This window comes from Massilia sp. DWR3-1-1, assembly GCF_049898325.1.
Lineage (GTDB): Bacteria > Pseudomonadota > Gammaproteobacteria > Burkholderiales > Burkholderiaceae_D > JAFCUW01.
Genome location: NZ_JAFCXL010000003.1, coordinates 236898 through 252761, shown reverse-complemented (window position 1 = coordinate 252761; position 15864 = coordinate 236898). Strand labels below are relative to the sequence as shown.

The following is a 15864-nucleotide window of genomic DNA, read 5'->3' as shown; positions in this document are numbered from 1 at the left end:
GGAGAACAGCATGGACTTGATCTTGTGGCGCCACGCCGAAGCCGAAGACAGCGCGCCGGACATGGCGCGCATCCTCACCCCGAAGGGCCAGAAACAAGCGCGCCGCATGGCCGAGTGGCTCGATTCGCAGTTGCCCGAAGGGTGCAAGATCCTCGTCAGCCCCGCCGTGCGCACCCTGCAGACGGTCGAACCGCTGGGCCGCAAGTTCAAGGTGGTCAATGCGCTGGCGCCGGACGCCTCGCCCGAAGCGGTGCTGCAGGCGGCCAACTGGCCCAACAGCCGCGAGCCGGTGCTGGTGGTGGGGCACCAGCCCACGCTGGGCCAGGTCGCAGCCCTGCTGCTGTGCGGCCAGCCCCAGTACTGGGAAATGAAAAAAGGCAGCGCCTGGTGGATCGTCCAGCGCGAGCCGAAAGACCCCGACAGTATTTATTTGAAGGCGGTGTTGACGGCCGAACTGGCCGGCAAGTAAGGGCGGAACGGCGTGGCCGGCCCCGCCCTCGCCTCAATGGCGCACGCCCGTGGCCGTGCCGTAGAACGCGCTGACATCGTTTTGCCACTGCACGTCTTCCATGTCCGGCCAGGCAGCCGGGTCAAAACCGGGTGCGCCCTTGAGCTGGTCTTTCGACACATCGAGCGTAAAACACTTGTTGGCCGTGTCGAGCTGCAGTGCCTGCCAGGGTACGGCGAACAGTTTTTCGCCGATGCCCAGCAGGCCACCGAAGGACAGCACGGCATACGCCACCTTGCCACTTTGCATGTCGATCATGATTTCCTTGATGTCGCCCAGGTTCTCACCCATGCGGTTGAGAACATCGTCGCCGATCAGGGTGTCGGCGCCCATCAGGCGCGGGCCGGGTCCGGCGCTGCCCCGGTGTGATTTGTACATGCCATACGGATCGCGTTCGGTGTGGTTCATGCTTGGTCTCCCCTCAATTGAACAGTCTTCCCTGCCGCCGTGGCCCCTTGGCCAAGGCAGCCCGAAAAACCAGCCTAATAGCGGAAACCAGGGCGGGTATGATCTAGATCAATAGTGAGCCGATGCCGTCACGGGAGCTAGAGCTGGCTGATCTGGCGGTCGATGGCGCGCCGCGCCCGCTCATTGCGCTCGCTGTAGCGGTCGGTCAGGTAGGCGCTGCTGCCGCGCAGCAGCAGCGTCATCTTGAACAACTCTTCCATCACGTCCACCACCCGGTCGTAATAAGCCGAGGGCCGCATGCGGCCCTGCTCGTCGAATTGCTTGTAGGCCATCGGCACCGAGGACTGGTTCGGGATGGTGAACATGCGCATCCAGCGCCCCAGCAGGCGCAGCGCGTTGACCACGTTGAACGACTGCGAGCCGCCGCACACCTGCATGACGGCCAGCGTGCGGCCCTGGCTGGGGCGGATCGCGCCCATTTCCAGGGGAATCGCATCGATCTGGTTCTTCATCACGGCGGTGACGGCGCCGTGCCGTTCCGGGCTGCACCACACCTGCCCTTCCGACCACAGGAACAGCTCGCGCAACTCGACCACCTTCGGATGGTCCTCGGGCACGCTGCCCGTCATGGGCAAGTCGCGCGGGTCGAAAATGGTCACCTCGGCGCCCAGGTGCACCAGGATGCGGGCCGCCTCTTCCGTCAGGAAGCGGCTGAACGAACGCTCGCGCAGCGAGCCATACAACAGCAGGATGCGGGGCGGGTGCGTGATCGCGCTCGGCGACACGAAGAGCGCGGCGGTGGGCAGCTCGAGCAGGGCTGCATCGATATTGGGCAAATCGGCAATTTTTTCCATCTTCATGTCTCCGTCAGGACAGTCGCAGCGCCAGCGCCGCCAAGGTGATCAACAGCACAGGCAAGGTCAGCACGATGCCCACGCGAAAGTACATGCCCCAGCCGATGCGGATGCCCTTGGTGTCCAGTACGTGCAGCCAGAGCAGGGTCGCCAGGCTGCCGATGGGAGTGATTTTCGGGCCCAGGTCGCTGCCGATGACGTTGGCGTAGATCATCGCTTCGCGCACCGCGCCCTGGGTGCTGGTGGCGTCGATCGACAAGGCGCCGATCAGCACCGTGGGCATATTGTTCATGATCGACGACAGCAGCGCCGTGATCAGCCCCGTGCCCAGCGCCGCGCCCCACACGCCGTGGGCGGCGCAGGCTTCGAGCAGCACCGTCAGGTAGCCGGTCAGGCCGGCGTTGCGCAAGCCATACACCACCAGGTACATGCCCAGCGAGAAAATCACCACCTGCCAGGGGGCGTTGCGGATCACCTCGCGCGTCGCAATCTGGTGGCCGCGCGCGGCGACGATCCACAGCAGCAGCGCACCGGCGGCGGCCACCACACTGATGGGAACGCCATGCCGCTCGAGCCAGAAAAAACCCACCAGCAGCAAGCCCAGCACCCACCAGCCCGTCATGAAGGTGGCGCGGTCGACAATCGCCGCGGCCGGCGCCTTGAGCTGCGTCATCGCGTAGTCGGCCGGGATGTCCTTGCGGAAGAACCACATCAGCACGCCCAGGCTGGCCGCCACCGCCACCAGGTTGACGGGCGCCATGACGGCGGCGTAGCGGGCAAAACCGATCTGAAAATAGCCGGCCGACACAATGTTCACCAGGTTCGACACCACCAGCGGCAGGCTGGCCGTGTCGGCGATGAAGCCGGCCGCCATGACGAAGGCCAGCGTCGCTTTGGCGGAAAACTTCAGTTCGCGCAGCATGGCGATGACGATCGGGGTGAGGATCAGGGCGGCGCCGTCGTTGGCAAACAGCGCGGCCACGGCCGCCCCCAGCAACACCAGCAGCGCGAACAGGCGCTTGCCGCTGCCGCCCCCCCAGCGCGCCACGTGCAGGGCCGCCCATTCAAACAAGCCGGCCTTGTCGAGCAGCAGGCTGATGATGATGACGGCGACAAAGGTGCCGGTGGCATTCCAGACGATGTGCCACACGACGGGAATGTCGGCGACCCCGATCACGCCGGCCAGCAGTGCCAGCGCGGCGCCGGCGGCGGCGCTCCAGCCGATGCCCAGCCCGCGGGGCTGCCAGATCACCAGGATGAGCGTGGCAAGAAAAATCAGAAAAGCGATCAACACGGCAGTCCTTTAATTGTTTGAGGAGAAGGCGAGCGGGCGTCTGAGCAGAAACAGAGACGATCAGCCGGCACATGCCGGCGAGCCAGGCTTACCCTTCGTCGGACGCTTTTGGCGGCGACGCAAGGCACTCGAGCGGCCCTGGCGTACAGGCGAGGCCGTTGCAGCAGTTTTCGCTCAGAAAGCCCAACAGGGCGTTCATCGTATCGAACTGCGCCGTGTAAATGATGAAGCGGCCGTCCTGCAGCGCAGTCACCAGGTTGGCGTGGGTCAGCTCCTTGAGGTGGAACGATAGCGACGACCCCGGGATGCACAGCGCCTCCGCGATTTTCGTGGCGGCGATGCCGCCGTGCGGTCCTGCCTGGACGAGCAGACGAAAAACCGCCAGGCGCGACTCCTGGGCCAGGGCGGCAAGAGCGACCAGCGCTTGTGATGTATCCATAAAAACTCCTGAAGGCGAGGCAATACTTCGATTGTACTGGAAGTATAAAATTATTGCGAGAATTGGCAGCGAGACCCTGCATGCCAATCGCAGCAACAAATTTTTCCAACACTTCCATAATTCTAGTAGTGTAGAATTGTATCGGCGTTCTACCGCACCCCTGCTGCACGTTCCGATTCACCACTGAGGACACACCGATGAATGTTTTATTTCTTTGCACCGGCAATTCCTGCCGCTCGATCCTGGGCGAAGCGACTTTCAATCACCTGGCCCCGGCCGGCTGGAAGGCCATGAGCGCCGGCAGCCAGCCAGCCGGCTACGTGCATCCGCGCTCGCTGGCCCTGCTGGCCCGTGAAGGTATTGCGACGCAAGGCTATGTCAGCAAATCATGGGACCACCTGCCGGCCGCGCCAGACATCGTCATCACCGTGTGCTCGAGCGCCGCCGGCGAAACCTGCCCCGCCTACCTGGGCCCCGTGCTGCGCACCCATTGGGGGGTGGAGGATCCCGCCCACGCCACCGGATCAGACGAGCAGATCGACGCCCAGTTCATGCTCGCCTACCGCATTCTTCGCTGCCGGATCGAAGCCTTGCTGGCCCTGCCGCTGGCCGAACTGCAAGAGGACCGTGCACGTCTGAAAGCAGAACTGGACCGCATCGGCACCCTGATGCCTTAATGCCGCACAGCACCTCATTTGGGAGACCCCATGAAACACGATACTTACAACGTACTTTTTTTGTGTACCGGCAATTCGGCGCGCAGCATCATGGCCGAGGCCATGCTCAATGCGGCGGAGCACGGCCAGTTCAACACGTACAGTGCCGGTAGCCACCCCACCGGCAAGGTTCACCCGCTTGCGCTCGAACAGATCGCCGCGATTGGCCATCCGCTGGACCAGCTTCGCAGCAAGTCGTGGGACGAATTTGCGGGCGCGGACGCGCCGCACATGGATTTCGTCATCACCGTGTGCGACAAGGCCGCCGGTGAAGTGTGCCCGTTCTGGCCAGGTCAGCCACTGACGGCCCACTGGGGTTTTGCGGACCCCGCCGCGGTCGAAGGCACGGATGCCGAAAAGCGCGCCGCCTTCGCAAAGGTCTGCCGGGAAATCAAGATGCGCCTGGATATTTTTCAGTCGCTGCCGATCGATAAACTGGAAAAACTCGCACTCAAGCGCGAACTCGACCGCATCGGCACGATCGCCCCCTGAGGCGCGCCAGCGGCAGGCAACGGCGCTTTGCAGAAAGCGGCACCGGATCGACGTCGCGCCGTGCTACCCTTCTCAATCGATCCGGCACCAGCGCAAGCGAGCGCCGCCCCGGCAGCCGCTGCGCCCCACGCGGGAGTCCTTCATGAAATTTCTTGAGCAGCCACCCCGGTTTCTTTTCTTCACCGGCAAAGGGGGCGTCGGAAAAACCTCGATTGCCTGTTCCTCCGCCATTTTTCTGGCCGACGCTGGAAAGCGCGTGCTGCTTGTCAGCACCGATCCTGCGTCGAATGTCGGCCAGGTATTTGCCATCACGATTGGTAACCAGATCACCGCTATTGCCGCCGTACCGCGCCTGGCGGCACTGGAAATCGATCCCCACTGCGCCGCACAACGTTATCGCGATCGTATCATCGGCCCCGTGCGCGGGGTGCTGCCCGATGCCGTGGTACGCGGCATTGAAGAACAGTTGTCCGGCGCCTGCACGACCGAAATTGCCGCCTTCGATGAATTCACCGACCTGCTCACCGACGCCAGCCTCGATCGTCAATACGACCATATCGTCTTCGATACGGCGCCGACCGGTCATACGATACGCCTGCTGCAATTACCCGGCGCCTGGAGCGGCTTCCTCGATACCGGCACCGGCGACGCCTCCTGCCTCGGCCCGCTGGCGGGCCTGGAAAAGCAGCGCAGCCAATACAAGGAGGCGCTCATCGCCCTGGCCGATCCATTGCGTACGCGCATGGTGCTGGTGGCCCGTGCCCAGGCGGCGGCCCTGCGCGAAGCGGCGCGCACGCACGAGGAACTGGCGGCCATTGGCATGTCGCGCCAATTTCTTGTCATCAACGGCGTGTTGCCTGCCAGCGAGGCCAAGGAGGATCGCCTGGCCCTCGCCATCGTTGACCGTGAACAGACTGCGCTGGCGAAGATTCCGGCAAACCTCGACGCCTTGCCACGCGACCTGGTCAGCCTCAAACCGTTTAACCTGGTGGGTCTGGCCGCCTTGCACGGCCTGTTTGCCGATGCCGCCCTGCCCGCGCTCACGGACGACGATGCGCCGTTCACCTTCTCGGCGCCGACCCTGTGCGCCCTGGTCGAGCAGATTGCGCTTGATGGCCATGGCCTGGTGATGTTGATGGGCAAGGGTGGCGTCGGCAAAACGACCATCGCCGCAGCGATCGCCGTGCAACTGGCCCACCGTGGCCTGGCGGTTCACCTGACCACCTCCGACCCTGCAGGGCGCCTCGTCGACACCATCAAGGGGACGCTGGACAATCTCACAGTCAGCCGCATTGACCCGCTTGCTGAAACGGCACGCTATCGGGAGCAAGTGATGCGCACCCGGGGCGCCAGGCTCGACGCGGCGGGCCGCGCCCTGCTGGAAGAGGACTTGCGATCACCATGCACAGAAGAAATCGCCGTATTCCAGGCATTCTCGCGCGCCATCCGTGAAGCGGGCAAGCAATTTGTCGTGATGGACACGGCCCCCACCGGCCACACGCTCCTGTTGCTCGACACCACCGGCGCTTACCATCGGGATGTGGCGCGCCAGTTTGGGCAAACGGGCGTCCACTTTGTCACGCCGATGATGCAGCTGCAAGATCAGAAACAGACCAAAGTGCTCCTGGTGACACTGGCCGAAACCACGCCGGTTCTTGAGGCCGAAGCCTTGCAGTCGGACTTGCTGCGTGCCGGAATCACACCTTGGGCATGGATCGTGAACAATAGCGTCGCCGCGGCGCAGCCGCACTCGCCCTTGCTGCGCCAGCGGGCACGCAATGAGTTGCCCGAAATTGGCGCGCTTGCGGCACGCCATGCCAGGCGCTACGCCGTGGTCCCCCTGCTTCAGGAAGAGCCGGTGGGTATCGGGCCGCTTCTCGCCATGACGGCCCCGACGTGAGCGTCGACCAGCGCTCAAGCGCTGAGCAGCCGCCCGCATGCCTTGCACATGCCGCGGCAAGCAAGGCCAGCCATCGGCTCAGCGCACGAACTTCGCCAGCAAGGTCACGGTGGGCAGATCGATGCCGGTGAACTGGAAGCCCACCTTGTACTGGCCACCGCTATAAATGCAATAGGTCGCCCTGGCCAGCATGCTGACGGTGTTGAGTTTGCCATCGATCATCAGATCGATCGACAGCGTGCCGGCCAGGCCGACCGGCAGCGGTTGCAGAAAACTCAGGCTGGCGCCCTGCACGCTGATGTCGATCGTGCGCACGGCCAGCGGCGGCGCGCCCTTGACGGTGAGGACGGCGCGCGCCTTGAGGAGTTTGCGTTGTGTATTGCGCTGCTCGGCGCCGCTGGCCGGGCCGGCGGCCGGGCCGTTCGCTGAAGGAGAGGTATCCATGCGAGGACTTTCTTGTTATTGGAGTGAAAACGCAGCGCTGGTCAGTCCAGCTCGCGCAATTTATTAAAAGCCTCATCGATGCGCTCGACGGCGATGATGGTCATGCCCTCGATCTTCTGTTTCGGCGCGTTCGACTTGGGGATCATGGCGATCGAAAAACCCAGCTTGGCCGCTTCGCGCAGGCGTTCCTGCCCCCGTGGCGCGGGGCGGATTTCGCCGGCCAGGCCCACCTCGCCGAACACCACCAGCCCCCGCGGCAGGGGCTTGTTGCGCATCGACGAGTTGATTGCCAGCAGCACGGCCAGGTCGGCGGCCGGCTCGGTGATCTTGACGCCGCCGACGGCGTTGATGAACACGTCCTGGTCAAAGGCGGCGATGCCGGCGTGCCGGTGCAGCACCGCCAGCAGCATGGCCAGGCGGTTCTGCTCCAGTCCCACCGACAGGCGGCGCGCGTTGGGCAGGTGGCTGGTGTCGACCAGCGCCTGGATTTCCACCAGCAGGGGCCGGGTGCCCTCCTGGGTGACCATCACACAGGAACCGGGCACGGCGGTGTCGTGGCTGGACAGGAACAGCGCCGATGGATTCGACACCCCCTTCAAGCCCTTCTCCGTCATGGCGAACACGCCGAGCTCATTGACGGCGCCGAAGCGGTTCTTGATCGCCCGCACCAGCCGGAAACTGGACTGGGTGTCGCCTTCGAAGTACAGCACGGTGTCGACGATGTGTTCGAGCACGCGGGGACCGGCCAGCGCGCCTTCCTTGGTGACGTGGCCGACCAGGATGATGGTCACGCCCGTCTGCTTGGCCACCCGGGTCAGCTGGGCGGCGCATTCGCGCACCTGGGCCACCGAGCCCGGCGCCGAACTGAGCGCGTCGGAGTAGACGGTCTGGATCGAATCGATCACCGCCACTTCCGGTTTCAGGTCGGCCAGGGTGCCGAGAATTTTCTCGAGCTGGATTTCGGCCTGCAGCTTCAGGGCGCTGCCTTCGACATGCAGGCGGCGCGCGCGCAGGGCGATCTGGGCGCCGGACTCCTCGCCGCTCACGTACAGGGTGGACTTGACGGCGGAAATATTGGCCAGCGCCTGCAGCAGCAGGGTCGACTTGCCGATGCCGGGATCGCCGCCGATGAGCACCACGCCGCCGGCAACCAGGCCGCCACCGAGCACGCGGTCGAATTCCTCGATGCCGGTGCCAAAGCGGGGCACGTCGGTCGCTTCGATGTCCGACAGCGACAGCACGGGCGCCGTCTGCGCCAGGCTGCGGTGGACGGGATTGGACAGGCGGTTCACGCCCGGCGTTTCGACGGCGGTTTCGACCAGGGTGTTCCACTGGTGGCAGGAGGTGCACTGCCCGCTCCATTTGCTGGCGATGGCGCCGCAGTCGCTGCAGGTGTAATTGGTTTTAGCTTTGGCCATAATCAGTAGAGTGGCCCGTGCGTGGAAACGCCGGGCGTTGCGCAACAGTGTGCCGGAAATTCGGCGAGCGTGCCGGCGCGGGCGCGCCGGTGCTCAGGCGGCCTGCCCCAGCGCGCCTTCGCGCACGCGCACGCGGGGCGCCAGCGCACACATGAGCTCGTAGCCGATGGTGCCGGCGGCGTCGGCCACCTCGTCGATGGGCAAGCCATCGCCCCACAGCACCACCTTGCTGCCCACGCGGGCGTTGGCGATGTGCGTCAGATCAACCGTCATCATGTCCATTGACACCCGCCCGACCAGGCTGGTGCGCATGCCATCGACCAGCAGCGGCGTGCCATGGGGGGCGTGGCGCGGGTAGCCGTCGGCGTAGCCACAGGCCACCACCCCCACCAGCATGGGACCGCTGGCGGTGAAACTGCTGCCATAGCCGACCGTGTCGTCCGCCTGCAATTGCTGCAGGCCGATGATTTCCGAGGCCAGCGTCATGGTGGGGAGCAATTTGTAGCCAGCCGCCGTCTGCTGGCCGGGGGTGCCGCCGTAGAGCATGATGCCGGGCCGCACCCAGTCGTTCGACAGCGCGTCGATCAGCGCTGCCTGCTGCAGCACGCCGCCAGAATTGGACAGGCTGCGTTCGCCCGCCAGGCCCGCCGCGCCCAACTGAAAGCGGCGCACCTGTTCGCGCACCGACAGGCGCGGATTGTCGAGCTCGTCGGCGTTGGCGAAATGGGTCATCAGGGTGATGTTGCGAATGGCGGGAATGGCGCGCAGGCGGGCGTGGGCAGCGGCGTACTCTTCGGGGCGAAAGCCCAGCCGGTTCATGCCCGTGTTCATTTTAAGGTGGACGTCGATGGGCCCGGCCAGCCGGGTGTACTCGAGCATTTTCACTTGTTCGATACAATGGACGGTGCTGTCAAAGCCGTGTTCGGCCAGTAATTCGACGTCGCTGCCGTCGAAAATGCCTTCAAGCAGCAGGATCGGCCTGGTCCAGCCCAACTCGCGCAGGCGCACGGCGTTGTCCGTTTCGATCAGGGCCAGCCCGTCCGCCTCGGCGAAACCGCGCAAGCCCCGTTCCAGGCCATGCCCGTAGGCGTTGGCCTTGACCACGGCCCAGATCTTCGCGCCCGGCGCGCAGGCGCGCGCCCGCATCAGGTTGTACTGCATCGAGTCGAGATGGATGGTTGCGCTAAGTGGCCGGGGCATGGGAAACGTCGAAGTGGAACAAAGCGGGTATTTTACCGGAGCCGGCCCGGCGGCACGGGGGCACGGCGGATTTCTTTGGCTTCGCGGCCGTTCATGGTATAAAGCAACCCAGACCAGATTAGTGAAATTCTAGAATGAACCGTGGTTTTTATACCATCATGGCGGCGCAGTTTTTTTCGTCGTTGGCAGACAATGCACTGTTTTTCGTTGCAATCGACCTGCTGACATCGATGAACGCCCCGGCCTCGTTGACGCCGCTGCTGAAATTATCATTCGTATTGTTTTACGTCTTGCTCGCCGCATTCGTCGGCGCCTTCGCCGACGCCCTGCCGAAAGGCCGGGTCATGTTCATTGCCAACCTGATCAAGATCGGCGGCTGCCTGCTCATTTTTGCCGATGTGCACCCGCTGGCGGCCTACGCCGTGGTGGGCTTCGGCGCGGCCGTGTATTCACCTGCCAAGTACGGCATCCTCACCGAATTGCTGCCGCCGGAAAAGCTGGTGGCCGCCAATGGCTGGATCGAGGGCCTGACGGTCTCCTCGATCATCTTCGGCACCGTGCTCGGCGGCCTGCTGGTGGCCAAGCGCACTTCCGTCTACCTGCTCGGCATCGACGTTCCCTTCATCGACACCGGCATCAACACGCCCACCGAAGCGGCGCTGTGCGTGGTCGTCGTCATCTACGTGGCGGCCACCCTGTTCAACCTGCGCATTCCCCTCACGGGCGCCGTCTACCACCACCAGGAACGCAACCCGGTGCGCATGATCGCCGATTTTGCCAACTGCTCGGCCACCCTGTGGAAAGACAAGCTGGGCCAGATCTCGCTGGCCGTGACGACGCTGTTCTGGGGCGCCGGCGCCACCTTGCAATTGATCGTGCTCAAGTGGGCGGAAAAATCGCTGGGCATGCCGTATGAAAAAGCAACCAGCCTGGTCGGCGTCGTGGCCGTTGGCATCGCCCTCGGTGCGGCCGCCTCGGCGCGCCTGATCCCGCTGCGCAAGTCGCTCACGGTGATCCCGCTGGGCATCGCCATGGGCCTGATCGTGATGAGCATGACGCTGGTGACCTCGGTGGCCTTCGCCTATCCCCTGCTGATCCTGATCGGCGTGCTGTCGGGCTTTTTCGTGGTGCCCATGAACGCCCTGCTGCAACACCGGGGCCACGTCCTGATGAGCGCCGGCCACTCGATCGCCGTGCAGAATTTCAATGAAAACCTGTCCATCCTGACCATGCTGGCCGTCTACGCCATCATGATTTCCATGAACCTGGACCTGAACGTGATCATCCTCCTGTTCGGCTTTTCGGTGGCGGGCACCATGTGGCTGATCAAGCGCAAGCATGCCGCCAACCAGGCCGAACATGATTCGCTGGCCCTGATCGGCGAACACAAACACTGATCCGGCGCCGCCCGGCGCCGGCATTCCAGCCGGGCGCTACGCCTCGGCGTCGCAGACGCGGTCGCGCCCCGCCGACTTGGCCTGGTACAGGCGACGGTCGATGCGGTCCATGAACACGGCGGCGTCGTCGGCGTCGCCGGGCACAATGGTGCCGCAACCGATGCTGACCGTGACCTGGCGGCCCACCCCGGAGCGCGCGTGGGCGATCTCTTGCCGCTCGAGCAAGGTGCGGCAGCGCGCCGCCACCTTCAGGGCGGTAGCCTGGTCGGTGGCCGGCAGCAGCAGCACGAACTCCTCCCCACCCAGGCGGGCGCACAGGTCGCGCGGCCGCGCGGCGCCGCCGTCGATGGCCTGGGCGACCCGGCGCAGGCACTCGTCGCCCTGCATGTGGCCATAATGGTCGTTGTATTGCTTAAAATAATCGATATCGACCATCAGCAGCGACAGTGGCTCGCCGCTGGCGCGCGCCTTGGCCCATTCGACGGGATAGAGGGCGTCGAACATGCGCCGATTGGCGACATTGGTCAGGCTGTCGCGGTAGGACAGCACTTCGAGCTCGCGCTGCAGTTGCAGGATTTTTTCTTCGGCCTGCTTGCGCGCGCTGATGTCGAACATGAAGCCCACCAGCGCCTCGACGCCGCCGTCAGCGCGCCGCACCACGTGCACCACGTCGCGGATCCAGACCGTTTCGCCGTCGTGCCGCAAGGCGCGGTAATCGGCCTCGTGGTCGATCCCCAGTTGCGACTGTGCCACGCAATAATCGACCGTCTTCTGGCGGTCCTCGGCGTGTATGCGCTCGGCCCAGTCGTTGACCGTCTGCCAGCTCGACGTTTTCCAGCCCAGCAAGTGCTCGATCTGCGGGCCGATGTAGGTAAAGCGCATGCTGGCCCAGTCAAGTCGCCAGGGAATCGCCAGCGTCGATTCGAGCAGGGTGCGGTAGACGGCGGGATCGTCGCCGTCCACGGGGGCGGAAGGTGGTGTGGTCATGTGTCAACTCCTGGAATAAGAACGCCAACATTGTGCCCCACAAACAGTTGCCGTCACGTTAAAAATGCCGGACGGCGCCTGTTTCAGCGACGGGCGCGCAGGCGCAGCCCTTCGATCGCCCACACGGCAGCCGCCGCCACGCCCGCCAGCGGCGCGAACCAGGTCAGCACGGCACCCGTCAGCAGCAAGGGGATGGCGGCCGCGCGCCACGCCCCCGGCGCCACCGGCGGCAGCAGTGGGCCTCCGTGCCGGCGCCGCAGGAACCACATGACCCAGCCCGACAGCAGGGAAAACAGCACGCCGGCGCCGAATACCAGCAGCAGCGCCTGGTTCCACCAGCCGAACTCGCCCCGGTGAAACGGGATGCCGATGGCGGTCGCCTTGCCGAACGCCGTCTGTTGCTGCCAGCCCCCGTAAAACAGGGGCTGGCCGCTGTAGGCGTCTAGCAGCAGATCGAAGCGCCGGGTGGGTCGGGACGGATCGGCGGCGCTGATGCGCCAGACCCCGTCGGGCAGCGCTGGCGGCGTCATTTGCAGCGCCACCTCGGGCGCCAGCCGGCGCGCCTGGTCCCAGGCCGCCTGCCAGCCCAGCAGCGCCGGACCGTGCGGCAGCACTGACGCGAGGCCCGTCGGCACGCGCGGCGGCGCCTGTCCCAGCGCGTCGCGGGTGCTGCGGATCTGCTGGCCGCCGTACTGGCTCCAGGTCAGGCCGGTGGCGACGATCGCCAGCGTGAGCAGGCCCAGCGCGGCGCCCGGCACCGCGTGCCACTGCTTCCAGCCGGGGCGGCCGCGCAGGCCGGCGCGGGGCAAGGCTTGCCGCGGCGAGGCCGGCCACCACAGCAGCACGCCGGTGAGCAGCATGACCAGCATGGCGCTGGCGGCCAGTTCGATCATCCAGCGCCAGCCGTCGCCTTGCAGCAGGCGCGAATGGAGGCGCCTGGCCCAGCTGCCGAAGCGCTCTTCGCCTGCCACGGCGCCAAGCACGGCACCGCTGGCGGGATCGATGTAGATCGTCAGGGCCGCCGCCTGCCTGCCGCGGGGCGCCGAATTTGCCATTTTTTCCATCTGCGCCATCTGCGCCGCCGAATGGCCCGCGTGCGCGCCGGCCGCCCCCTTGCCAAACACCGCCTTGAGGGAAGCGCCCGGCGCCGCCGGCGGATACACCGCCTGCAGGGGCGCGCCGGGCGGCGCGGCGGCGATGGCGGCGGCCACCGACTGGTCCAGCGCCAGCGGCGTGCCGCCCGCCGCCACCCGGTCGAGCGCGCCGTAGCGCCACGCCTCGACCTGGGGCGTGAGCACGTACAGCATGCCCGTCAGTGCCGCCACCGCCGTGAACGGCGTGGCAATGAGCGCGGACCACACATGGATGCGCCACCAGATGGCGCGCCGCGCCGCCCTGGCCTGGCCTGGCGCGTGAGCGTTCGCCATCACAGGTCGAACTTCAGCTCGGCCACCACGGTGCGCTGGGTGTAGGGGTGGAACGCCCAGTACTTGTAGTTATTCAGGTTATCGATCCCCAGTGCGGCGCTCCACTGCTTGTCGAGCTTGAAGCGCACGCGCGCATCGACGACGAAGAATTTGGAAAAGCCCAGGTAACTGAAGCCGTTGACATCGCTATTGTCGAGCTGGCCGTATTGCACGCCGCTGTAGCGCGCCGCCAGGGTATAGGCGAGGCGGTCGTTCTGTTGATACGTGGCGACGCTGGTGGCGCGCCAGCGGGGCACCCGCGGTTGCTGCTTGCCGACGCTGGCGGCAAAGCCCCGGTTGGCGGCGATGATGGAATCGGTGAAGGTGGCGCTGCTATTGAGCTCGAGCCCCTTGATGCCCAGGTCGGCCGCCTGCCACGCCACTTCCAGCCCACGCGTGTGGATGGCATCGACGTTCTGCACCGTCGACACGGTCGAGGTCAGCGCCTGCGAATACAGGGCGTCTCGGGTGCGTTCGATGAACATGGTGGCGCGCAGCAGGCCGTTATAGGTGATGTGCTCGGCGCTCAGTTCACTGGTCCAGGACTTTTCCGGCTTCAGGGCGGAATTGGTGTTGATGACGGTATTGCCATCGATCGAACCCTGGTACAGCTCGCCCACGGTGGGCATGCGCACCGCGCGTCCCGTCGATGCCTTGAGCACCCAGTCGGGATGGAGCTGGTAGGCCAGCGCCGCTTTCGGCGAGAGGTACGACTCGTTGCGGGTGGCGCCGAAGGGCACGATGGCGGCCACGTTGCCCAGTTCGCCCCCATCGGCCTGCCAGCGCTCGTAGCGCAGGCCCAGCGTGGTTTTCCAGGTGGGCGAGATGGTCCAGGTGTCCTGGGCGAACAGGCTTTTCATGGCGGTGTTGCCATTAAAGGCGGAAAAGCGCGCACCGGCGGCGCCATGGAGCCAGTCGCCCGTCGAACTGACCAGGGTGCGCAGGCGGTAGGCGTCCTGCTGGTAGCCGAAGTCGATCACCTGGGCGCCGGCGCCGCGGGCGATGCCGAACGGGCGCCAGGTGCCGCGCAGGTTCAGGTTGTGCCAGCCGGTGCCGTCCATGTCGGTGATGCGCCCGGCCCCGCCACTGGCGGCGGCGGGCAGCGCGACGGTGGGCGCGCGCAGGATGTCGCGCCGGTAATCGTAGGCGCTGGCCGCCACTTCCCAGTCGAACACGCCGCGCGTGTTGCTCTTGACGGACAGGCCCTGCATCAGGTGCTCGAGGCTGTTCTGGTTCGGTGCGAACACGGGGCTGGCCGCGTTCAGATTGTACTGGAGAGCGCCAATGACGACGTTGCCGGTGTAGACGGGTTTGCCCGCGCTGTCGCGCAGATAGGTCCGGGCGCTGCCATCGGTGTCATTGCTCCACCAGCCCAGCGTGTAACTGGCACGCACGGTGGGCGTCAGCTCGTAGGCCAGCTTGACCTTGGCATGGTCTTGCATCGTGTGGTAGCTGGTGGTGGTGCCCAGCAGCCACCAGTCCTGGCCCTTGGTGTTCTTGCCGGCGATGGCGCCGCTGACGACGGAGGTGCCGGCGGCGGGCGTGACGCCTTCGCTGAAGGCGCGGGTGGCGAACACCAGCGGCTGGCCGTTGCTGTCGAGACGATTGACATTGATCCACCAGGAGAAGTCGCCATGGCGGTTGCCGACGGAGGCGCTGGCCTGCTTGCCGCTGTCGCGCTCGCCGCTGCCGGCCAGGTCGAAGCGTTGGCTGGCGTAGCCCAGCTTGGCGTGCGCCTCGAATTTGCTGGGCATGCGGGTGATGTAGTCGACCACGGCGCCCACCGAATTGCCGGCGTAGGCGGCCGAGAACGGGCCGTACAGCACGTCGACCCGCTCGATCTCTTCGGGCGTGACCATGCCCCAGCGGGGCGTGAAGCCGGCGCCGTTGCCCAGGTAGTTCGACAGCAGGATGCCGTCGGCGTACACCATCGAACGGGCGCTGTTGCCGGTGCCGGAGGCGCGCGTGGAGAGCACGGCGTGGTTGTAGTCGCCGATGTAGCGCTTGCGCACGAGCAGGCTGGGCAGGTACTTCAGCGCGTCCTCGCTGTCGCTGGCGTTGATGGTGCGCTCGATCTGGGCGCCCGTGATGCCCTCGATGGTGGTGGGGATCTGCGTGGGCAGCGAGGTGGGGCGGCCGCCCGTGATGGTGACGGTGCCGATGGTTTTATCCGGCGGGTCGGACGCCTGCTGGGCAAAGGCGTTGACGGAAAAGGCCAGCAGCAAGGCGCTGGCGATAGGGCTGAGGTGAGCGGTCATGGAAGGATTCTGTAGCGGCAAACGCCGGGTGGTCGGATGCTGCGGCGCGTCGGCACCGGGCCGTGCCCACACCGCAGTGAAAG

Annotated in this window: 15 protein-coding genes; 5 read left to right on the top strand and 10 right to left on the bottom strand. The window is 65.7% G+C overall.

What is annotated here, in order from left to right; translation table 11 throughout:
• The first annotated feature begins 10 nt into the window (after nucleotides 1-10).
• Entirely contained in the window at nucleotides 11-469 is a 459-nt protein-coding gene (sixA, locus tag ACP7EY_RS05275; protein WP_426191192.1) for a phosphohistidine phosphatase SixA, read from the top strand.
• A gap of 33 nt (nucleotides 470-502) precedes the next feature.
• On the opposite strand, the gene ACP7EY_RS05270 is transcribed toward sixA, so the two are convergent.
• The 4 genes from ACP7EY_RS05270 to ACP7EY_RS05255 form a co-directional block, all read right to left on the bottom strand.
• A complete protein-coding gene (locus ACP7EY_RS05270; protein WP_426191190.1) occupies nucleotides 503-916 on the bottom strand; it encodes a PRC-barrel domain-containing protein in 414 nt (137 codons plus the stop codon).
• Nucleotides 917-1053: 137 nt separating this feature from the next.
• Nucleotides 1054-1770 carry an arsenical resistance protein ArsH gene (arsH, locus tag ACP7EY_RS05265; protein ID WP_426191244.1) on the bottom strand — a complete coding sequence of 239 codons (717 nt, stop codon included), beginning with the start codon at nucleotides 1768-1770 and terminating at the stop codon, nucleotides 1054-1056.
• Between the two features lie 13 nt (nucleotides 1771-1783).
• Nucleotides 1784-3064: an arsenic transporter gene (locus ACP7EY_RS05260; protein ID WP_426191188.1), complete on the bottom strand. Its 1281-nt coding sequence runs from the start codon at nucleotides 3062-3064 to the stop codon at nucleotides 1784-1786.
• An 88-nt stretch (nucleotides 3065-3152) separates the two neighbouring features.
• Entirely contained in the window at nucleotides 3153-3503 is a 351-nt protein-coding gene (locus ACP7EY_RS05255) for an ArsR/SmtB family transcription factor (protein ID WP_426191186.1), read from the bottom strand.
• Between the two features lie 197 nt (nucleotides 3504-3700).
• On the opposite strand from ACP7EY_RS05255, the gene ACP7EY_RS05250 reads away from it, so the two are divergent.
• The 3 genes from ACP7EY_RS05250 to arsA all read left to right on the top strand — a co-directional run bounded on the left by ACP7EY_RS05250 (nucleotide 3701) and on the right by arsA (nucleotide 6611).
• Entirely contained in the window at nucleotides 3701-4180 is a 480-nt protein-coding gene (locus ACP7EY_RS05250; RefSeq protein ID WP_426191184.1) for an arsenate reductase ArsC, read from the top strand.
• Between the two features lie 30 nt (nucleotides 4181-4210).
• Nucleotides 4211-4711 (top strand): arsenate reductase ArsC, encoded by a 501-nt coding sequence (locus ACP7EY_RS05245; RefSeq protein WP_426191242.1) that lies wholly within the window; start codon nucleotides 4211-4213, stop codon nucleotides 4709-4711.
• A 142-nt stretch (nucleotides 4712-4853) separates the two neighbouring features.
• Entirely contained in the window at nucleotides 4854-6611 is a 1758-nt protein-coding gene (gene arsA / locus ACP7EY_RS05240) for an arsenical pump-driving ATPase (protein ID WP_426191240.1), read from the top strand.
• 78 nt (nucleotides 6612-6689) lie between these two features.
• Here the strand turns inward: arsA and ACP7EY_RS05235 are convergent, their stop codons facing one another.
• The 3 genes from ACP7EY_RS05235 to alr form a co-directional block, all read right to left on the bottom strand.
• Nucleotides 6690-7055, bottom strand: coding sequence for a PilZ domain-containing protein (locus ACP7EY_RS05235; protein WP_426191182.1), 366 nt, complete (start codon nucleotides 7053-7055; stop codon nucleotides 6690-6692).
• A 41-nt stretch (nucleotides 7056-7096) separates the two neighbouring features.
• Nucleotides 7097-8473, bottom strand: coding sequence for a DNA repair protein RadA (gene radA, locus ACP7EY_RS05230; RefSeq protein WP_426191180.1), 1377 nt, complete (start codon nucleotides 8471-8473; stop codon nucleotides 7097-7099).
• Nucleotides 8474-8566: 93 nt separating this feature from the next.
• Nucleotides 8567-9673, bottom strand: a complete 1107-nt coding sequence (alr, locus tag ACP7EY_RS05225; RefSeq protein ID WP_426191178.1) for an alanine racemase — start codon at nucleotides 9671-9673, stop codon at nucleotides 8567-8569.
• Nucleotides 9674-9807: 134 nt separating this feature from the next.
• Between alr and lplT the strand changes: the two genes are divergently transcribed.
• Nucleotides 9808-11070 carry a lysophospholipid transporter LplT gene (gene lplT / locus ACP7EY_RS05220; protein ID WP_426191176.1) on the top strand — a complete coding sequence of 421 codons (1263 nt, stop codon included), beginning with the start codon at nucleotides 9808-9810 and terminating at the stop codon, nucleotides 11068-11070.
• 36 nt (nucleotides 11071-11106) lie between these two features.
• On the opposite strand, the gene ACP7EY_RS05215 is transcribed toward lplT, so the two are convergent.
• The 3 genes from ACP7EY_RS05215 to ACP7EY_RS05205 form a co-directional block, all read right to left on the bottom strand.
• On the bottom strand, nucleotides 11107-12057 hold the full coding sequence (locus ACP7EY_RS05215) for a diguanylate cyclase (protein ID WP_426191174.1): 951 nt from the start codon (nucleotides 12055-12057) through the stop codon (nucleotides 11107-11109).
• Between the two features lie 83 nt (nucleotides 12058-12140).
• Nucleotides 12141-13484 carry a PepSY-associated TM helix domain-containing protein gene (locus ACP7EY_RS05210; protein ID WP_426191172.1) on the bottom strand — a complete coding sequence of 448 codons (1344 nt, stop codon included), beginning with the start codon at nucleotides 13482-13484 and terminating at the stop codon, nucleotides 12141-12143.
• The gene (locus ACP7EY_RS05205) at nucleotides 13484-15781 is read right to left on the bottom strand and encodes a TonB-dependent receptor (RefSeq protein ID WP_426191171.1); all 2298 of its coding nucleotides are present in this window, start codon (nucleotides 15779-15781) and stop codon (nucleotides 13484-13486) included. The genes ACP7EY_RS05210 and ACP7EY_RS05205 overlap by 1 nt, the downstream gene beginning before the upstream one ends.
• Nucleotides 15782-15864 lie beyond the last annotated feature (83 nt).